Genomic DNA, 17811 nt, shown 5'->3' with positions numbered 1-17811 from the left:
CGACATCCACTGTTCCCTGTCCGTCAGGCGGACCTCGGCGGCGAAGGGCACTGGGTGCCGGATACGGTGGAGTCACCATGAGCGCTTTGCAGACTTCGTCCTCCGACGTCCCCACGCTCCTTGTCAAGATCTTCGGCAAGGACAGGCCGGGCATCACGGCCGGCCTCTTCGACACCCTCGCCGCCTACTCCGTCGACGTGGTCGACATCGAGCAGGTCGTCACCCGGGGCCGGATGGTGCTGTGCGCGCTCGTGACCGAGCCGCCGGCCGGCCTGGAGGGGGAGCTGCGGTCGACGGTCCACAGCTGGGCCGAGTCGATGAAGATGCAGGCGGAGATCATCTCCGGCCTCGGCGACAACCGGCCGCGCGGCCTCGGCCGGTCGCTGGTCACCGTGCTCGGGCATCCGCTCACCGCGCAGGCCACGGCGGCGATCGCCTCGAAGATCACGAAGGTCGGCGGCAACATCGACCGTATCTTCCGGCTCGCCAAGTACCCCGTCACCGCCGTCGAGTTCGCCGTTTCCGGTGTGGAGACCGAGCCGCTGCGCACCGCCCTCGTCATGGACGCGGCGGCGCTCGGGGTGGACGTCGCCGTGGTGGACGCCGGCCTGTACCGGCGGGCCCAGCGGCTCGTCGTCATGGACGTCGACTCCACCCTCATCCAGGACGAGGTGATCGAGCTCTTCGCCGCGCACGCGGGCTGCGAGGCCGAGGTCGCCGAGGTGACGGCGGCCGCGATGCGCGGTGAGCTCGACTTCGAGCAGTCGCTGCACGCGCGGGTCGCGTTGCTGGAGGGCCTGGACGCCTCGGTCGTGGAGAAGGTGCGCGCCGAGGTGCGGCTGACGCCGGGTGCGCGCACGCTGATCCGGACGCTGAAGCGGCTCGGCTACCAGGTGGGCGTCGTCTCCGGCGGTTTCACGCAGGTCACCGACGATCTGCAGGAGCGGCTCGGGCTGGACTTCGCCCAGGCGAACACGCTGGAGATCGTCGACGGCCGGCTGACCGGCAGGGTCACCGGTGAGATCGTGGACCGTGCGGGCAAGGCGCGGCTGCTGCGCAGGTTCGCCGCCGAGGCGGGCGTACCGCTGTCGCAGACCGTGGCGATCGGTGACGGCGCCAACGACCTGGACATGCTGAACGCCGCCGGTCTCGGGGTCGCCTTCAACGCCAAGCCGGTGGTGCGTCAGGCGGCGCACACGGCGGTGAACGTGCCGTTCCTGGACACCGTCCTGTATCTGCTGGGCATCACCCGCGAAGAGGTCGAGGCCGCGGAGACGCACGACGAGCGGTAGCCCCCCGGGCGGGGACCCGGACGCAACGGGGAGGGCCCGGCACCGTCGACGCTTCGACGGTGCCGGGCCCTCGCGCGTGCGAGGGTGGGTTACTCGGAGGGCGTCCAGTAGTCGAGGAGCGTGGCCACGCCCGGTTCCAGGGACTTCCAGGAGCCGTCGAAGGAGATGACGGCGAAGGCGGCGGCCGGGAATCCGCGGCGGTGCATCCGCTCGCCCGCGTCGCCGTCGGCCTGGCCGGACAGGACGTCGGCGAGGCCCTGGACGCCCGGGTTGTGGCCGATCAGGACGAGGTTGTGCACGTCGTCGGGTGTCTCGTTGAGCAGGGCGATGAGCTCGCCCGGGGACGCCTCGTAGATCCGCTCCTCGTAGACGGTTTTCGGCCGTTGTGGGAACTCCTGGACGGCGAGCTTCCACGTCTCCCTGGTGCGGACCGCGGTGGAGCACAGGGCCAGGTCGAAGGGGATGCCGGTGTCGGTCAGCCTGCGTCCGGCGACGGCGGCGTCCTTCCGGCCCCGCTCAGCGAGCGGACGCTCGTGGTCGGTCACCTGTGGCCAGTCGGCTTTCGCATGGCGGAAGAGGACGATCCTGCGGGGTTCTGCGACGCTCATACGTCCCAGCTTCGCATGAAACAGGCCATGGGGCGCAGGGAGTTGACATGCGGCTTCACCAGCGGCCCCGAGGTCGCCAGGGCCGCCCCGTGCGGGCGCGACGGGCACCGTCCTAGCGGGCGATCAGCTGCTGCACGCGCTCGACGAGGTGGGGGATCGCCGGGTCGCCGGTGGCCGCGTGGGCGTCGGCGGGGTTCAGTATCAGCACGAAGAGGGGTATGAAGGCGAGCATCGGGAGGGCGAGTGCCCACCAGGGCAGCCGGGTGTCGACGCCGCCCGAGGTGGCCGCCCGGGGCCGGGTGTGCGTTGGGGCCGACATGGGTGCCTCCGCTGTCTTCGAGTGGTCCGTGGTCCCCGGACCGTGGTCCGTGGCGGTGATCCGCGTCGCGGTCACAACCTCGAAGTTACGGAATCGGCGGCCCTCAACCCATCCGGAGATCCACCCACTTGACCCTGACCTCCACCCCCTAGGGGACAGGGGGTTAACCCCACCACCCCGCTCCCCCACCGGTCCGCGACCGGGTCGGGACGGTGGCGGGGTCGGCTTCGGGCCGGGGCTCGGGCTCAGGCTCTGGCTCGGGGTCGGTCCGTCAGGGGGAGGCGAGGGTCGCGATGACGGCGATGATCACGAAGATGGCGAGGAACGAGCCGAAGACGATCAGCATCTTCTTCTGGCCGTTCTGCGGATTCGGGTCGAGCAAGGGCATACGGCAAGTCTCGCACCCCGCGCCCACGAGGCTCCCTCCGGGGTCAGCGTGCGGCTTCCGCCTCCACGGTGCGGTCACGGCCGGCCAGGACGCCCACGACCGTCTGCGGGACCATCAGGGCCGCCATGAGGGCGAGGGGCAGGCCCCAGCCGCCGCTGTGCTGGTAGAGCACCCCCACCAGGAGCGGGCCGGGGATGGAGATCAGATAGCCGGTGCTCTGCGCGAAGGCCGACAGCTGGGCCACGCCCGCACCGGTCCTGGCGCGCATCCCCACCATCGTCAGGGCGAGCGGGAAGGCACAGTTGGCGACGCCGAGCAGCAGGGCCCAGGCCCAGGTGCCCGCGGTGGGCGCGAAATACAGGCCCGCGTATCCCACGAGTCCGCAGGCGCCGAGGGCGACCACGATCGGGCCCTGCTGTGGCAGCCGGGTGGCGACGCGCGGGATGACGAAGGCCAGGGGCACGCCCATCGCCATCGTCACCGCGAGGAGCACTCCTGCGGTGGACGCGGGCACGCCCGCGTCCCGGAAGATCTGTGGCAGCCAGCCCATGGTGACGTAGGCGGCGGTGGCCTGAAGGCCGAAGAAGACGGCGAGCGCCCAGGCGGTACGACTGCGGGTGATGCGCAGCGGGGCCGACGGCTGCCCCGCGTGCGCGTGCGCCTGCGGTTCGGGGCGCCCCGCCCGCTCCTGCCGCTCCCCCGGCTCCCGCGGCTCCGCCGGCACCTGCCGTTCGGGCTCCTGTCGCCGTCCCGGCTCCCGCCGCTGTCCGGGCTCGTGCCGTTCCCCTGCCGTCCCCGCCTCGCCGGGTGCCGTCGCGCGGTGGCGGACGAGCAGCAGCCACGGCAGGACGGCCGCCGCCGCCAGGCCCGCCCACACGGTGAGCCCGGTGCGCCAACTGCCGCCCAGCGCCTCGGTCATGGGCACGGTGACCGCGGCGGCGGTCGACGTGCCGAGGGCCAGAGCCATCGAGTACAGGCCGGTCATGGAGCCGACCCGGTCGGGGAAGTGGCGCTTGACGATGACCGGCATCAGGACGTTGCTGACGGCGATGCCCATGAGGGCGAGGGCGCTGGCGGCGAGGAAGCCGGCCGTGCCGCCCGCGTAGGGGCGGACGAGCAGCCCCGCCGTGATGGCGGCCATGCCCGCGCACACCACCGCTCCGGGCCCGAAGCGGCGGGCGAGGCGGGGCGCCGTCACACCGAAGACGGCGAAGCAGAGCGGCGGCACGGAGGTGAGGAGTCCGGCCACGCCGCCGCTCATGCCCAGTCCGTCGCGGACCTCTTCGAGGAGGGCGCCGAGGCTGGTGATGGCGGGGCGGAGGTTGAGGGCGGCCAGCACGATGCCGACCATGAGCAGCCGTGTCGTCCACGCGCGCGTGGCCGCTCGTGGGGGCTCGCCCGCCGCCGGGGTGGGCAGGGGCGTGGTCGTCCTCGTCCGTGTCCGCTCGTTCGCCATGTCGCCTATCATAGAATCATAGGATGATTGTTTGTCCATCCCGGGTTGTCCGCGCCCGCCCCACCCGTGCGAAGGTGTGCCATGCCTCTGAGCCATCCCCGTCGCTCTGCGCTCTCCGAGCAGGTCATCGCCGCGCTGCGCACCCAGATCACGTCGGGTGAGTGGCCGGTCGGCTCGCGCATCCCCACGGAGCCCGAGCTGGTCGAGCAGTTGGGTGTCGCCCGCAACACCGTGCGCGAGGCCGTCCGCGCGCTCGCGCACAACGGACTGCTGGACATCCGGCAGGGCTCGGGCACCTACGTCGTGGCGACCAGCGAGCTGGCGGGCGTGATGCACCGCCGCTTCGCCGACGCCGATCCCCGGCACATCGCCGAGCTGCGCTCCAATCTGGAGTCGGGCGCGGCGAGGCTGGCGGCGGAGCGGCGCACGGAGAAGGACCTCAAGCAGCTCGACGCGCTGCTGCTGCGGCGCGAGGAGGCGTGGGAGTCGGGCGACGCGGAGGCGTTCGTGACGGCCGACGCGACCTTCCACCTGGCGGTGGTGGCGGCTTCCCACAACGACGTCATGACGGCGATGCACGCGGACCTCGGCGAGGTGCTGCGGGATTGGCTGCGCGAGGACGTCGGCGAGGAGCTCACGCCGGAGACGTACATGGACCACACGCGGCTGGTGGACGCGATCCGCGCGGGCGACGCGGAGACGGCCGCGGTCGAGGCGGCGAGCTATCCGCTGCTGTGCCGGCCCGGACGGCTCAGCCCTTCTGGTGACTGATCCAGGCCGAGCGGACTTCCTTCCAGCAGCGGCCGGTCAGTCGTACGGTCATGGCCGGTTCGGCGTCGACGGGGGCGCCGTCGGTGTCGAGGTCCCACCAGCGGTCGCACTCGATGTGGAGACTCACGCGATCGGTGTCGGCGTAGGGGTTGTGGCAGTAGGCGACGACGTGCGAGCCGTCGATGCCGGTGCGGCACTCCGCACCGAACGGTTCGGGCTTGGCCTGCACGCGCGCGTGGGACGACGCCTCATGAGGCGCGCAGAGCGCGATCACGACGACCGCGGTCACTGGGGCGAGGAAACGGAACAGGCGCACAAGGGAACCTCCTCGGCAGAGCTGGGGAGGGCAGCGCGTGGGTGAACGCGCACTTCATCGTGCCTGGTCGGGGACCTCACCCGCCCGGCCAGATAGGCCGGACGGGTGACAGGTGTGCCGGGTGCCGGTGAGCGGTGGTCAGGCGCCGATGGCGTGCAGACCGCCGTCCACGTGGATGATCTCGCCGGTGGTCTTGGGGAACCAGTCGCTCAGCAGCGCGACGATGCCCTTGCCGGCCGGCTCCGGGTCCTTGAGGTCCCACTCCAGCGGGGAGCGGTGGTCCCACACGGAGGCCAGGTCGCTGAAGCCCGGGATGGACTTGGCGGCCATGGAGGCGAGCGGGCCCGCGGAGATGAGGTTGCAGCGGATGTTCTGCTTGCCCAGGTCGCGGGCGACGTAGCGGCTGGTGGCCTCCAGGGCGGCCTTGGCCGGGCCCATCCAGTCGTACTGCGGCCACGCGAACTGCGCGTCGAAGGTCAGCCCGACGACCGAGCCGCCGTTCTGCATCAGCGGCAGACAGGCCATCGTCAGCGACTTCAGGGAGTACGCCGAGACGTGCATGGCGGTGGCGACGGACTCGAACGGCGTGTTGAGGAAGTTGCCGCCGAGCGCGTCCTGCGGGGCGAAGCCGATGGAGTGGACGACGCCATCGAGGCCGCCGAGCTCCTCGCCGACCACGTCGGCCAGCCGGCCCATGTGCTCGTCGTTGGTGACGTCGAGCTCGATGACCTTGGTGGGCTTGGGGAGCTTCTTGGCGATGCGCTCGGTCAGCGTGGGCCGCGGAAACGCGGTCAGGATGATCTCGGCGCCCTGCTCCTGGGCCAGCTTGGCCGCGTGGAAGGCGATGGAGGACTCCATCAGCACGCCGGTGATCAGGACGCGCTTGCCGTCGAGAATTCCGCTCATGGTGATCAGTGACCCATTCCCAGTCCGCCGTCAACGGGGATGACGGCTCCAGTGATGTACGAGGCGTCGTCCGAGGCGAGGAACCGCACCGTCGCGGCGATCTCCTCCGGCTGCGCGTACCGGCCGAGCGGGACCTGCGAGACGATGCCCGCGCGCTGCTCATCGGTGAGCACCTTGGTCATGTCGGTGTCGACGAAGCCGGGCGCGACGACGTTGAAGGTGATGTTGCGCGATCCCAGCTCACGGGCGAGGGAGCGCGCGAAGCCGACCAGGGCGGCCTTGGAGGCGGCGTAGTTCGCCTGCCCGGGCGAGCCGTAGAGCCCCACGACCGACGAGATCAGGACGACACGGCCCTTCTTGGCGCGCAGCATGCCGCGGTTGGCGCGCTTGACCACACGGAAGGTGCCGGTGAGGTTGGTGTCGATGACCGAGGTGAAGTCCTCCTCGGACATGCGCATCAGAAGCTGGTCCTTGGTGACGCCCGCGTTGGCGATCAGGACCTCGACGGGACCGTGCTCGGCCTCGATCTCCTTGTAGGCCTGCTCCACCTGCTCGGAGTCGGTGATGTCGCACTTGACCGCGAGGAAGCCTGCCGGCGGCTCCCCCGAGCGGTACGTGATCGCGACCTTGTCGCCGGCGTCGGCGAACGCGCGGGCGATGGCGAGGCCGATGCCCCGGTTTCCTCCGGTGACGAGAACCGAGCGGCTCAACGGATCACCCTTTCGATAGGGGTCTGACGCACCTGCCAGGGATCTGGACGGCAGGCGGCTTCCCTCGAAACCTATCGGTCGGCGTCCGGCCGAGGACATTCGGGCACCGACAGTGGCGCACGGGACAGTCTGTGGGGTCCCTACAGAAAGTTTGCGGGCGCAGGGCGGAAAGGTGTGGTCCGGGGGCCGCCAGGCGCGACATGATCGAGGCCTTCACACCGCGACGACACCAGGGAGAGACGTAGGTGCCCCATAGCATCGATGAAAGTTTCACGGCCCTACCCCTACGCGCCCTCGCCGACGCCGCTCTCGCACGCGCGCGTGCGCTCGGGGCGGACCATGCGGACTTCCGGTTCGAGCGGGTGCGCAACGCGTCCTGGCGGCTGCGGGACGCCAAGCCGGCCGGGTCGTCCGACACGACCGACCTCGGGTACGCGGTGCGCGTCGTGCACGGCGGGACGTGGGGGTTCGCCTCCGGCGTGGATCTGACGATGGACGCCGCGGCCAAGGTCGCCTCGCAGGCCGTGGCGATGGCCAAGCTCTCCGCGCAGGTGATCAAGGCGGCGGGGTCGGACGAAAGGGTCGAGCTCGCCGACGAGCCGGTGCACGCCGAGCAGACGTGGGTGTCGTCGTACGAGATCGACCCGTTCACCGTGCCCGACGAGGAGAAGGCGGCGCTGCTCGCGGACTGGAGCGCACGGCTGCTGGCGGCGAACGGGGTCAACCATGTCGACGCCTCGCTGCTCACCGTCCACGAGAACAAGTTCTACGCCGACACGGCGGGCACGGTGACCACGCAGCAGCGGGTGCGGCTGCACCCGGCGCTGACCGCGGTGTCGGTCGACGAGTCCAGCGGCGAGTTCGACTCGATGCGTACGATCGCGCCGCCCGTCGGGCGCGGCTGGGAGTACCTCACGGGGACCGGCTGGGACTGGGACGACGAGCTCGCCCGGATCCCGGAGCTGCTCGCCGAGAAGATGCGCGCGCCGAGTGTGGACCCGGGGCTGTACGACCTGGTCGTCGACCCGTCCAACCTGTGGCTGACCATCCACGAGTCCATCGGGCACGCCACCGAGCTGGACCGCGCGCTCGGCTACGAGGCCGCCTACGCCGGCACCTCCTTCGCCACCTTCGACCAGCTCGGCAAGTTGAGGTACGGCTCGGAGCTGATGAACGTCACCGGTGACCGCACCGCCGAGCACGGCCTCGCGACCATCGGCTACGACGACGAGGGCGTCGCGGGCCAGTCCTGGGACCTGGTGAAGGACGGCACGCTGGTCGGCTACCAGCTGGACCGGCGGATCGCGAAGCTCACCGGGTTCGAGCGCTCCAACGGGTGCGCCTACGCCGACTCGCCGGGGCATGTGCCCGTGCAGCGCATGGCCAACGTGTCGCTGCGGCCCGATCCGGCCGGGATGTCGACGGAGGATCTCATCGGCAGCGTCGACCGGGGCATCTACGTCGTGGGCGACCGCTCGTGGTCCATCGACATGCAGCGCTACAACTTCCAGTTCACCGGCCAGCGGTTCTTCAGGATCGAGAACGGGCGGATCACCGGGCAGCTGCGGGACGTGGCCTACCAGGCGACGACGACCGACTTCTGGGGTTCGATGGCGGCGGTGGGCGGTCCGCAGACGTACGTCCTCGGCGGCGCCTTCAACTGCGGCAAGGCCCAGCCGGGCCAGGTCGCGGCGGTGTCGCACGGCTGCCCGTCGGCCCTGTTCAAGGGCGTCAACATCCTCAACACCACGCAGGAGGCCGGTCGATGAGCGCCCGTAGCAACAAGCCGCACGAGGTCGTCGAGCGGGCCCTCGAGCTGTCGCGGGCGGACGGCTGTGTCGTCATCGCCGACGAGCAGTCGACGGCGAACCTGCGCTGGGCCGGCAACGCGCTCACCACCAACGGCGTCACGCGCGGGCGCACGCTCACCGTGATCGCCACGGTCGACGGCAAGGAGGGCACCGCCTCCGGTGTCGTCTCGCGGGCCGCCGTCACCGCGGACGAGCTGGAGCCACTGGTCCGGGCCGCCGAGGCCGCCGCGCGCGGTGCGGCGCCCGCCGAGGACGCGCAGCCGCTGGTCACGGGCGTGGCGCCGTCCCCGGAGTTCACGGAGGCGCCCGTGGAGACCTCGTCGGCGGTGTTCGCGGACTTCGCGCCCGCGCTGGGCGAGGCGTTCGCACGCGCGCGTGCGGGCGGCCGCGAGCTGTACGGGTTCGCCAACCACGAGCTGGTCTCGACGTACCTGGGCACGTCGACCGGGCTGCGGCTGCGGCACGACCAGCCGAACGGGACGCTGGAGCTGAACGCCAAGTCCCCGGACCGTACGCGTTCGGCGTGGGCGGGGCGCTCGACCCGGGACTTCAAGGACGTCGACCCGGCGGCGCTCGACGCCGAGCTGGCCGTACGGCTGGGCTGGGCCGAGCGGCGGATCGAGCTGCCCGCCGGGCGGTACGAGACGCTGCTGCCGCCGACCGCGGTGGCCGACCTGATGATCTACCAGCTGTGGTCGGCGTCCGGCCGGGACGCGACCGAGGGCCGGACGGTGTTCTCACAGCCCGGCGGCGGCACCCGGCTCGGCGAGAAGCTGACCGACCTGCCGCTGACGCTGCGCAGCGACCCGGCCGAGCCGGGCCTGGAGTCGGCGCCGTTCGTCATCGCGCACTCCTCGGGCGGCGACCAGTCGGTCTTCGACAACGGGCTGCCCGTGCGGCCCACCGAGTGGATCGGCGGGGGCGAGCTGAAGCATCTGACGACCACCCGGCACAGCGCGGGCCTGACCGGGCTGCCGGTGGCTCCGGGCGCCGACAACCTGATCCTGGACGGCGGCGCGGACCGCTCCCTGGAGGAGATGGTCGCGAACACCGCGCGCGGGCTGCTGCTGACCTGCCTGTGGTACATCCGCGAGGTGGATCCGGCGACGCTGCTGCTCACGGGTCTGACCCGGGACGGCGTCTACCTCGTCGAGGACGGTGAGGTCGTCGGCGAGGTGAACAACTTCCGGTTCAACGAGTCGCCGGTGGGCCTGCTGGGGCGGGCGACGGAGGCCGGGCGCACGGAGAAGACGCTGCCCCGGGAGTGGAGCGACTGGTTCACCAGGGCCGCGATGCCCGCGCTGCGGGTGCCGGACTTCAATATGAGCTCTGTCAGTCAGGGCGTATAACCTCGTAGCCGGGGATCGCTCGACGGACCGGCTCGACATACCGGCTCCACGTACCGGCTGGGCTGCCCGAAGAGCGTCAAGAACATCAAGAAGATCATCAAGGAGATACGAGAACCGTGACGGACATCGTCGACGAGCTGAAGTGGCGTGGCCTGTGGGCCCTGTCCACTGACGAGGACGCTTTGCGCAAGGCGCTCGCGGACGGTCCCGTCACGTTCTATTGCGGTTTCGACCCCACCGCGGCCTCGCTGCACGTCGGCCACCTGGTGCAGGTCCTCACGATGCGCCGGCTCCAGCGGGCGGGGCTGCGTCCGCTGGCCCTGGTGGGCGGGGCAACCGGTCAGATCGGTGACCCGCGCCCCACGGCGGAGCGCACGCTGAACGACCCGGAGACGGTCGCGAACTGGGTGACCCGGCTGCGCGGGCAGATCGAGCCGTTCCTGTCCTTCGAGGGCGAGAACGCCGCGGTGATGGTCAACAACCTGGACTGGACGGCCGGACTGTCGGCCATCGAGTTCCTGCGTGACATCGGCAAGCACTTCCGCGTCAACAAGATGCTGACCAAGGACTCGGTCGCCCGGCGGCTGGAGTCCCAGGAGGGCATCAGTTACACGGAGTTCAGCTACCAGCTGCTGCAGGGCATGGACTTCCTGGAGCTGTACCGGCGGTACGGCTGCACACTCCAGCAGGGCGGCAGCGACCAGTGGGGCAACCTCACGGCGGGCCTGGACCTGATCCACCGGCTGGAGCCGGAGGCCGAGGCGCACTGTCTGGCGACGCCGCTGATGGTCAAGGCGGACGGCACCAAGTTCGGCAAGACCGAGGGCGGCGCCGTCTGGCTCGACCCGGAGATGACGACGCCGTACGCGTTCTACCAGTTCTGGCTGAACGTGGACGACCGGGACATCTCGACGTACATGCGGATCCTGTCCTTCCAGTCCCGTGAGGAGCTGGAGGAGCTGGAGCGGCAGACGCAGGAGCGTCCGCAGGCCCGGGCCGCGCAGCGGGCGCTGGCCGAGGAACTGACGACGCTGGTGCACGGCGCCGACCAGACGGCCGCGGTGATCGCCGCGTCCAAGGCCCTCTTCGGTCAGGGCGAGCTGGGCGACCTCGACGAGCGGACGCTGGCCGCGGCCCTGTCCGAGGTGCCGCACGCCAGGGTCGCCGAGCTCGGGCCGGTCGTGGACCTGTTCGCCGAGGTCGGCCTGGTGGCCAGCAAGTCGGCCGCGCGGCGGACCGTGAAGGAGGGCGGGGCCTACGTGAACAACGTCAAGGTCACGGCCGAGGACGCGGTCCCCGTGAAGGAGGACCTCCTGCACGGGCGGTGGCTGGTGCTGCGGCGGGGGAAGAAGAACCTGGCCGCCGTCGAGGTCACCGGCTGACCGGTCGGCCGTAGCGCGTGAGCAAGGGGGCGGCTTCCCTCGGGAAGCGGCCCCCTTCGCCGTGCGCCGGTCGGTCAGACCCGGTGTTTTCTCTTGCCCAGCGTCGCCATGTAGAGCATGTCGCCCACGGCGACGATGATGATCGCGGCGACCAGCTGGAACGCGTGGCGGCTCCAGTCGATGCCCGGCGTGGACTCGACCCCCACCGCCCGGGCGATCGAGTTGCCCACGATCGCGCCCAGCATGCCGAAAATGGTCGTCAGCCAGAGCGGGCTGTGCTGCTTGCCCGGGATGATCGCCTTCGCGATCAGGCCCAGCACGAATCCCACGATGATCGCCCACAACCAGCCCATGGCTGCCTCCTCGTACGGCTCTACGTGAGCATTGCCCCCAAGTCTCGATCCGCTCGCCGTACGGCGCATGTCGGGTACGGCCGTACGCGGGACGACGCAGTACGTCTCCCCGGGCGGGAGGCGACCCGGTCTCGAAGGGGGCGCAGCCGCGGCGTAACGTGGACAGCCGGGGAGATGCCGATGTGGGCGGACGGTGGAATGTGATGCGGAAGCAGGGTGGCGGCGGGAACGTCCAGGTGTTCCGGATCACCGGCGCCCGGCAGGGTCTCCAGGACGACGTGCGGGGCCGTCAGCGGCGGTACGTCATCTCGATGTCGGTCCGTACGGTGTCGGTGATCCTCGCGGCGACGTTGTGGAACGTGGAACGGCATGTGGCGATCGTGGCGCTGGTCCTGGGGGTGGTGCTCCCCTATGTCGCGGTAGTGATCGCCAACGCCGGACGGGAGAACGTGCCCTCGCTGCCCTCCACTTTCGTGACCGTGCCGGTGAGGCCGATGGTGGCCCCGCCGCGCCCGGAAGACTCCGCGGAATTCGTCCCGGAGGAGCCGGAAAGGGAAGGCTTCGCGGAATCCCTTCGGGAGGAGTCGGCGCCCGGTCCCGCTGAGCGGCGGCCATGAGCCGGGCATGAGCCGGCCATGGGTCCGCGGTGAGCGGGCTGTGTGGCAAGCTCAGGAAAAGCTCAGATCAATCATGTTGTTCCAGTGCCGTGGGAGCGGTCGGCCGTGACATACTTCGTACGCGCTCCGCATCCCCCGTCGGAGCGACGGACCGACGCCGGGCAGCTCCCCCCGTGGCTGCTCGGCGTCGCCTTTGTGTGCGGGGTTTTTGCGAGACGAAGCTGTGAGTGACGAGACTCCGATCTGTTCCGCCAAGGGCTGCCGTGTCGACGCGGTGTGGGTGTTGGCGTGGAACAACCCGAAGATCCATACGCCGGAGCGGCGCAAGACGTGGCTCGCGTGCGAAGCGCATCGCGCGCACTTGGCGGAGTTTCTCGGGGTGCGGGGGTTTTTGAAGGACGTGGTTCTTCTGAAGGACTGGGAAGCGCAGGACGTCTGAAGCCGTCGGGTGCGGGTGCGTGGGGGCTGGTCGCGCCCACGCGGCGGAGCCGCATATCGATAGAGCCCCCCGCCCCTCGGGGCGCTCTCCTAGCCCCCGATTGCGGACATGGGCCGGTCCGGCTGTACGAACGACGGGTCGTCCAGGCCCGCTCCCGCCTTCTTGCCCCACATCGCCAGGCGCCAGACGCGGGCTATCTCCTCGTCGGGCGCGCCGGAGCGCAGGGCCGCGCGCAGGTCGGTCTCCTCGCGGGCGAAGAGGCAGGTGCGGACCTGGCCGTCGGCGGTGAGGCGGGTGCGGTCGCAGGCCGCGCAGAACGGGCGGGTGACGGAGGCGATGACGCCGACGCGGTGCGGGCCGCCGTCCACCAGCCAGCGTTCGGCCGGGGCCGAGCCGCGTTCGTCCTGACCCTCGGGGGTGAGGTCGAAGCGGGTGCGCAGGGAGGCGAGGATGTCGCCCGCGGTGACCATGCCCTCGCGCTTCCAGCCGTGTTGTGCGTCCAGCGGCATCTGCTCGATGAAACGCAGCTCGTAGGCGTGCTCCACGGCCCAGGTCAGCAGGTCCGGGGCTTCGTCCGCGTTCAGGCCCGGCATCAGGACCGCGTTGACCTTCACCGGCGTCAGGCCTGCCTCGCGGGCGGCTTCGAGGCCTTCGAGGACGTCCTTGTGGCGGTCGCGGCGGGTGAGGGTTTTGAAGACGTCGGGGCGCAGGGTGTCGAGGGAGACGTTGACCCGGTCCAGACCGGCCGCCTTCAGGGCGGTCGCGGTGCGGCGCAGGCCGATGCCGTTCGTCGTCAGGGACATCTGGGGGCGGGGGGTCAGGGCCGCGACCCGCTCGACGATGCCGACCAGGCCCGGGCGCAGCAGGGGCTCGCCGCCGGTGAAGCGGACCTCCTCGATGCCGAGCGTGGAGACCGCTATGCCGATCAGGCGGACGATCTCGTCGTCCGTGAGGAGGTCGGGCTTGGCCAGCCACTGCAGGCCCTCCTCGGGCATGCAGTACGTACAGCGCAGGTTGCACCGGTCGGTCAGCGAGACTCTCAGGTCGGTGGCCACCCGGCCGTAGGTGTCGATGAGCACGTGGGCCCCCTCCCTCGTAGCGGATCGCGGTTCGCTCCCGTCACCTGCGAGCCTACGTGACGCCACTGACAACGACAGAGCCCGTTCCCACGAGACGGGACGCGGCCGCGTCGTCGAGAGCTACGACGCGGCCGCGCAGGGGGTGTGGGCGGTGGGTGCTCAGTGGGCTCCGGTGCCGGTCAGGGAGCGGACCTCCAGTTCGGCGTACTTCTCGCTGTCGGGCTCCTCCTTCGACAGGAGGGTGCCGACGACGCCCAGCAGGAAGCCGACCGGGATCGAGATGAGGCCGGGGTTCTCCAGCGGGAACCAGTGGAAGTCGACGCCGGGGAACATCGAGCTGGGCTTGCCGGAGACGACCGGTGAGAACAGCACCAGGCCGACCGCGGTGACCAGGCCGCCGTAGATCGACCACAGGGCTCCGGAGGTGGTGAACCGCTTCCAGAAGAGGCTGTAGAGGATCGTCGGGAGGTTGGCGGAGGCGGCGACCGCGAAGGCGAGCGCGACCAGGCCGGCCACGTTCAGATCGCGGGCGAGGGCGCCCAGCAGGATGGAGACGGCGCCGATGCCGACCGTGGCGTAGCGGGCCGCGCTCATCTCCTGCTTCTCAGTGGCCTGACCTCGCTTGATGACGTTCGCGTAGATGTCGTGCGCGAACGACGAGGACGAGGCGAGGGTGAGACCGGCGACGACCGCGAGGATGGTGGCGAAGGCGACCGCCGAGATGGTGGCCAGCAGGATCGCGCCCCAGTTGGAGTCGACGCCGCCGAGATGCAGGGCGAGCAGCGGGGCGGCCGTGTTGCCGGCCTTGTTGGACGCGATGATCTCGTCCGGTTTGATCAGCGCGGCGGCGCCGAAGCCGAGGGCGAGGGTCATCAGGTAGAAGGCGCCGATCAGGCCGATGGCCCAGATGACCGACTTACGGGCGGCCTTGGCGGTGGGCACCGTGTAGAAGCGGATCAGGATGTGCGGCAGGCCCGCGGTGCCCAGGACCAGGGCGATGCCGAGGGAGATGAAGTCCAGCTTGGTGGTGCCGGTGGCGCCGTACTTCAGGCCGGGTTCCAGGAAGGCCGTGCCCTTGCCGCTGTTGTCGGCAGCCGAGCCCAGCAGGTCCGAGACGTTGAAGTCGAACTTCAGCAGCACCAGGAAGGTGAGCAGGAGGGCGCCCGCGATCAGCAGGACCGCCTTGACCATCTGGACCCAGGTGGTGCCTTTCATACCGCCGATCGTCACGTAGACGATCATCAGGACGCCGACCAGGGCGACGATGCCGATCTTGCCGCCGTCGCTGGTGATGCCGAGGAGCAGCGAGACCAGGACGCCCGCGCCCGCCATCTGGGCCAGCAGGTAGAAGATCGAGACGACGATGGTGGAGGTGCCGGCGGCTGTGCGGACGGGGCGCTGGCGCATGCGGTACGCCAGGACGTCGCCCATCGTGTAGCGGCCGGAGTTGCGCAGCGGCTCGGCGACCAGGAGCAGGGCGACCAGCCAGGCGACCAGGAAGCCGATGGAGTACAGGAAGCCGTCGTAGCCGAAGAGGGCGATGGCGCCCGCGATGCCGAGGAAGGACGCGGCGGACATGTAGTCGCCGGAGACGGCGAGGCCGTTCTGGAAGCCGGTGAACTGGCGGCCGCCGGCGTAGAAGTCGGCGGCGTCCTTGGTCTGGCGGCCGGCCCAGACGGTGATGACAAGGGTCGCGACGACGAACACCGCGAACAGGGTGATGATCAGCGTGCGGTGCTCGCTGGCCTCGCCTGCGGCGAGCAGGGTGGTGTGCTGTGCGGGGATCACTCTCCGCCCTCCATCCGGGACTTGATGGCCTCGGCCTTGGGGTCGAACCGGGCGGCGGCGGTGCGCGCGTACCACCAGGCGATGAGGAACGTGGTGAGGAACTGGGCGAGGCCCAGGGCGAGGGCGACGTTGATGTTGCCGAAGAGCTTGGTGCCCATGAAGTCGCCCGCGTAGTTGGACAGCAGGACGTACAGCAGGTACCAGGCGATGAAGGCGACGGTCAGCGGGAAGGCGAAGCCGCGGTAGGAGCTGCGCAGTTCACCGAACTCCGCGCTCTCCTGCACCGCGACGAACTCCTCGGCGGAGGGGAGTCGGGCTGGGGTTTTCGAGGGGGGCGGTGTCTCGGTGGCCACGGAGTCTCCTCGTTGCGGATGCGGGTCGGACGGCGAAAGGAGACGAGTTTCCTCTCGCTCCCTGCCCAAGGTCACGGCGCCGCACGGGGGCGGGTTCAACGCATCGGGCGGCTTTGTCGAAGTGGCCTTCGGCAGGTCATGACCAACGAGCGTGGGCCGCGTCAGGTCATGGGTCGGCAAACTCGGCGCCTGGAAATCATTGCTGGCCGGTGAGTCAGGGAGATAGCTTCGAGCGAGCACCACCCGTCATGTACCTGTCCAGGCAGCACCTGTGCTTGGGCAGGTCCCGTTTCCGGATGATGTGGAGACCCCATGGCTCATCTGCCTTCCAGACGCCGCCTCGCGCTCGCGGTGCCCGTCGTGCTGTCGCTGACCGCCTCCCTCGGCTTCCTGCCGACGGCGGCCTCCGCGGCCCCGGTCACGACCTCCACCACCCAGACCGCGGACGCCGGCACCCTGGCGTACGTCGTCAACACGAAGGTGGACCACCGCACGATCGCGTCGGTGAAGAAGGCGATCGCCGCGGCCGGCGGCACCGTCGTCGCGGCGTACGACAAGATCGGCGTGCTCGTCGTGCACTCGGCGAACCCCGACTTCGGCGCGCAGATACGCGCGGTGCGCGGTGTGCAGTCGGCGGGCGCGACCCGTACCGCGCCGCTGAGCGCCGCCGGGACCACCGACGAGGGCGCGGCGCAGGTCCTGTCGAAGGCGGAGGCCGCGAAGATCGAGAAGGCGTCCGACGCGGCGGGTCAGAGCGAGCCGCTCGAGGCCGACCAGTGGGACCTGCGGGCGATCGGCGCCGACAAGGCCGCCGAGATCAACCCGGGCAGCAAGAAGGTGACGGTCGCCGTGATCGACACCGGTGTCGACGACACCCACCCCGATCTCGCGCCGAACTTCTCCGCGTCCCAGTCGGCGAACTGCGTCGGCGGCGTCGCGGACACCACCCCCGGCGCCTGGCGCCCGTACAACCCGGCCGAGGATTACCACGGCACGCATGTCGCCGGTGAGATCGCGGCGGCCCGCAACGGCATCGGCGTGGCGGGGGTCGCGCCCGGCGTGAAGGTCGCCGGCATCAAGGTGAGCGACCCCAAGGACGGCCTCTTCTACCCGGAGAACGTCGTCTGCGCCTTCGTGTTCGCCGCCGACCACGGCGTCGAGGTCACGAACAACAGCTACTACGTCGACCCGTGGCTGTACAACTGCATGGACGACCCCGACCAGAAGGCCATCGTCGACGCAGTCAACCGGGCCCAGCTGTACGCCCAGAAGAAGGGCACGCTCAACGTCGCCTCGGCGGGCAACTCCAACCACGACCTGGACTCCGACGCTCTCGTCGACTCCTCCAGCCCCGACGACTCCACGCCGGTGACGCGGACGGTCGACCCGCACGAGTGCTTCGACGTCCCGACCCAGCTGCCGGGCGTCGTCACGGTGAGCGCGACGGGCGTCAAGGGCACCAAGTCGTACTACTCCAGCTACGGTCTGGGCGTCGTCGACGTGGCGGCTCCGGGCGGCGACAAGTACCAGATCCCGGACACCCCGTCGGCCAACGGGCGCGTCCTGTCGACCATGCCGAACAACGCCTACGGGTTCCTGCAGGGCACCTCGATGGCGTCCCCGCACGTGTCCGGTGTGGCCGCGCTGCTGAAGTCGACACACCCGTGGGCGACGCCGGCCCAGCTGCAGGCGCTGCTCAAGGTGCAGGCCGACAGCACGGCGTGCCCGGTCGGGCCGTACGACGGCAACGGTGACGGCGTCGTGGACGCCACGTGCGTCGGCGGCAAGCGCGTCAACGGCTTCTTCGGCTTCGGTGTCGTCAACGCGCTGAAGGCCGTGAAGAAGTAGGTCCGTGTAGGACCCATGTGGATTCC

The 17811-nt window shown here is 70.4% G+C and carries 19 protein-coding genes; 8 read left to right on the top strand and 11 right to left on the bottom strand.

Going from position 1 to position 17811, the window contains the following annotated elements; all coding sequences use genetic code 11:
- Nucleotides 1–77 precede the first annotated feature (77 nt).
- Complete coding sequence (serB, locus tag B5557_RS34795; protein ID WP_079663194.1) at nucleotides 78–1292, top strand: phosphoserine phosphatase SerB; 1215 nt, start codon at nucleotides 78–80, stop codon at nucleotides 1290–1292.
- Between the two features lie 89 nt (nucleotides 1293–1381).
- Here serB and B5557_RS34790 read toward each other — a convergent pair whose 3' ends face one another.
- From B5557_RS34790 to B5557_RS34780, 4 genes are all read right to left on the bottom strand, one after another.
- Nucleotides 1382–1900: a SixA phosphatase family protein gene (locus B5557_RS34790; protein ID WP_079663193.1), complete on the bottom strand. Its 519-nt coding sequence runs from the start codon at nucleotides 1898–1900 to the stop codon at nucleotides 1382–1384.
- Between the two features lie 112 nt (nucleotides 1901–2012).
- Complete coding sequence (locus tag B5557_RS34785; RefSeq protein WP_079665167.1) at nucleotides 2013–2219, bottom strand: hypothetical protein; 207 nt, start codon at nucleotides 2217–2219, stop codon at nucleotides 2013–2015.
- 271 nt (nucleotides 2220–2490) lie between these two features.
- Nucleotides 2491–2607, bottom strand: coding sequence for an SGM_5486 family transporter-associated protein (locus tag B5557_RS45780; protein ID WP_099937617.1), 117 nt, complete (start codon nucleotides 2605–2607; stop codon nucleotides 2491–2493).
- A gap of 43 nt (nucleotides 2608–2650) precedes the next feature.
- Nucleotides 2651–4075 (bottom strand): CynX/NimT family MFS transporter, encoded by a 1425-nt coding sequence (locus tag B5557_RS34780; protein ID WP_099937616.1) that lies wholly within the window; start codon nucleotides 4073–4075, stop codon nucleotides 2651–2653.
- 69 nt (nucleotides 4076–4144) lie between these two features.
- Here B5557_RS34780 and B5557_RS34775 point away from each other — a divergent pair, with 69 nt between their 5' ends.
- Nucleotides 4145–4834 (top strand): FadR/GntR family transcriptional regulator, encoded by a 690-nt coding sequence (locus tag B5557_RS34775; protein WP_079663191.1) that lies wholly within the window; start codon nucleotides 4145–4147, stop codon nucleotides 4832–4834.
- On the opposite strand, the gene B5557_RS34770 is transcribed toward B5557_RS34775, so the two are convergent.
- The 3 genes from B5557_RS34770 to fabG all read right to left on the bottom strand — a co-directional run bounded on the left by B5557_RS34770 (nucleotide 4815) and on the right by fabG (nucleotide 6766).
- Entirely contained in the window at nucleotides 4815–5150 is a 336-nt protein-coding gene (locus B5557_RS34770; protein WP_079663190.1) for a hypothetical protein, read from the bottom strand. The two genes, B5557_RS34775 and B5557_RS34770, sit on opposite strands and share 20 nt — an antisense overlap.
- Before the next feature lie 138 nt (nucleotides 5151–5288).
- Nucleotides 5289–6056 (bottom strand): enoyl-ACP reductase FabI, encoded by a 768-nt coding sequence (fabI, locus tag B5557_RS34765; protein WP_079663189.1) that lies wholly within the window; start codon nucleotides 6054–6056, stop codon nucleotides 5289–5291.
- Between the two features lie 5 nt (nucleotides 6057–6061).
- Nucleotides 6062–6766 carry a 3-oxoacyl-[acyl-carrier-protein] reductase gene (gene fabG / locus B5557_RS34760; RefSeq protein ID WP_079663188.1) on the bottom strand — a complete coding sequence of 235 codons (705 nt, stop codon included), beginning with the start codon at nucleotides 6764–6766 and terminating at the stop codon, nucleotides 6062–6064.
- A 245-nt stretch (nucleotides 6767–7011) separates the two neighbouring features.
- On the opposite strand from fabG, the gene B5557_RS34755 reads away from it, so the two are divergent.
- From B5557_RS34755 to tyrS, 3 genes are all read left to right on the top strand, one after another.
- Nucleotides 7012–8535 carry a TldD/PmbA family protein gene (locus tag B5557_RS34755; RefSeq protein WP_079663187.1) on the top strand — a complete coding sequence of 508 codons (1524 nt, stop codon included), beginning with the start codon at nucleotides 7012–7014 and terminating at the stop codon, nucleotides 8533–8535.
- Nucleotides 8532–9926 carry a metallopeptidase TldD-related protein gene (locus B5557_RS34750; protein ID WP_079663186.1) on the top strand — a complete coding sequence of 465 codons (1395 nt, stop codon included), beginning with the start codon at nucleotides 8532–8534 and terminating at the stop codon, nucleotides 9924–9926. Before B5557_RS34755 ends, B5557_RS34750 begins: the two co-directional genes overlap by 4 nt.
- A 116-nt stretch (nucleotides 9927–10042) precedes the next feature.
- The gene (gene tyrS / locus B5557_RS34745) at nucleotides 10043–11308 is read left to right on the top strand and encodes a tyrosine--tRNA ligase (protein WP_079663185.1); all 1266 of its coding nucleotides are present in this window, start codon (nucleotides 10043–10045) and stop codon (nucleotides 11306–11308) included.
- Nucleotides 11309–11382: 74 nt separating this feature from the next.
- On the opposite strand, the gene B5557_RS34740 is transcribed toward tyrS, so the two are convergent.
- Complete coding sequence (locus tag B5557_RS34740) at nucleotides 11383–11661, bottom strand: GlsB/YeaQ/YmgE family stress response membrane protein (protein ID WP_079663184.1); 279 nt, start codon at nucleotides 11659–11661, stop codon at nucleotides 11383–11385.
- 203 nt (nucleotides 11662–11864) lie between these two features.
- Between B5557_RS34740 and B5557_RS34735 the strand changes: the two genes are divergently transcribed.
- The gene (locus B5557_RS34735) at nucleotides 11865–12278 is read left to right on the top strand and encodes a DUF3099 domain-containing protein (RefSeq protein WP_079663183.1); all 414 of its coding nucleotides are present in this window, start codon (nucleotides 11865–11867) and stop codon (nucleotides 12276–12278) included.
- A gap of 223 nt (nucleotides 12279–12501) precedes the next feature.
- Entirely contained in the window at nucleotides 12502–12717 is a 216-nt protein-coding gene (locus B5557_RS34730; RefSeq protein WP_079663182.1) for a hypothetical protein, read from the top strand.
- Between the two features lie 89 nt (nucleotides 12718–12806).
- Here the strand turns inward: B5557_RS34730 and moaA are convergent, their stop codons facing one another.
- The 3 genes from moaA to B5557_RS34715 form a co-directional block, all read right to left on the bottom strand.
- On the bottom strand, nucleotides 12807–13796 hold the full coding sequence (gene moaA, locus B5557_RS34725; RefSeq protein ID WP_218968011.1) for a GTP 3',8-cyclase MoaA: 990 nt from the start codon (nucleotides 13794–13796) through the stop codon (nucleotides 12807–12809).
- Nucleotides 13797–13955: 159 nt separating this feature from the next.
- Nucleotides 13956–15584 carry a solute symporter family protein gene (locus tag B5557_RS34720; RefSeq protein WP_079663180.1) on the bottom strand — a complete coding sequence of 543 codons (1629 nt, stop codon included), beginning with the start codon at nucleotides 15582–15584 and terminating at the stop codon, nucleotides 13956–13958.
- Nucleotides 15581–15937, bottom strand: coding sequence for a DUF485 domain-containing protein (locus B5557_RS34715; protein ID WP_079663179.1), 357 nt, complete (start codon nucleotides 15935–15937; stop codon nucleotides 15581–15583). The genes B5557_RS34720 and B5557_RS34715 overlap by 4 nt, the downstream gene beginning before the upstream one ends.
- 312 nt (nucleotides 15938–16249) lie before the next feature.
- Between B5557_RS34715 and B5557_RS34710 the strand changes: the two genes are divergently transcribed.
- Entirely contained in the window at nucleotides 16250–17785 is a 1536-nt protein-coding gene (locus tag B5557_RS34710) for a S8 family serine peptidase (protein ID WP_079663178.1), read from the top strand.
- Nucleotides 17786–17811 lie beyond the last annotated feature (26 nt).

The sequence above is a fragment of the Streptomyces sp. 3214.6 genome (genome assembly GCF_900129855.1).
GTDB classification, from domain to species: domain Bacteria; phylum Actinomycetota; class Actinomycetes; order Streptomycetales; family Streptomycetaceae; genus Streptomyces; species Streptomyces soliscabiei.
Note: the sequence above shows the minus strand (reverse complement) of the source record. Positions and strands in the feature narration are given on the sequence as shown.

Coding starts and splice junctions, on each gene's coding strand:
- serB (WP_079663194.1), top strand. CDS start 78: ATGAGCGCTTTGCAGACTTCGTCCTCCGACGTCCCCACGCTCCTTGTC.
- B5557_RS34790 (WP_079663193.1), bottom strand. CDS start 1,900: ATGAGCGTCGCAGAACCCCGCAGGATCGTCCTCTTCCGCCATGCGAAA.
- B5557_RS34785 (WP_079665167.1), bottom strand. CDS start 2,219: ATGTCGGCCCCAACGCACACCCGGCCCCGGGCGGCCACCTCGGGCGGC.
- B5557_RS45780 (WP_099937617.1), bottom strand. CDS start 2,607: ATGCCCTTGCTCGACCCGAATCCGCAGAACGGCCAGAAGAAGATGCTG.
- B5557_RS34780 (WP_099937616.1), bottom strand. CDS start 4,075: ATGATAGGCGACATGGCGAACGAGCGGACACGGACGAGGACGACCACG.
- B5557_RS34775 (WP_079663191.1), top strand. CDS start 4,145: ATGCCTCTGAGCCATCCCCGTCGCTCTGCGCTCTCCGAGCAGGTCATC.
- fabI (WP_079663189.1), bottom strand. CDS start 6,056: ATGAGCGGAATTCTCGACGGCAAGCGCGTCCTGATCACCGGCGTGCTG.
- B5557_RS34750 (WP_079663186.1), top strand. CDS start 8,532: ATGAGCGCCCGTAGCAACAAGCCGCACGAGGTCGTCGAGCGGGCCCTC.
- B5557_RS34740 (WP_079663184.1), bottom strand. CDS start 11,661: ATGGGCTGGTTGTGGGCGATCATCGTGGGATTCGTGCTGGGCCTGATC.
- B5557_RS34735 (WP_079663183.1), top strand. CDS start 11,865: ATGCGGAAGCAGGGTGGCGGCGGGAACGTCCAGGTGTTCCGGATCACC.
- B5557_RS34710 (WP_079663178.1), top strand. CDS start 16,250: ATGGCTCATCTGCCTTCCAGACGCCGCCTCGCGCTCGCGGTGCCCGTC.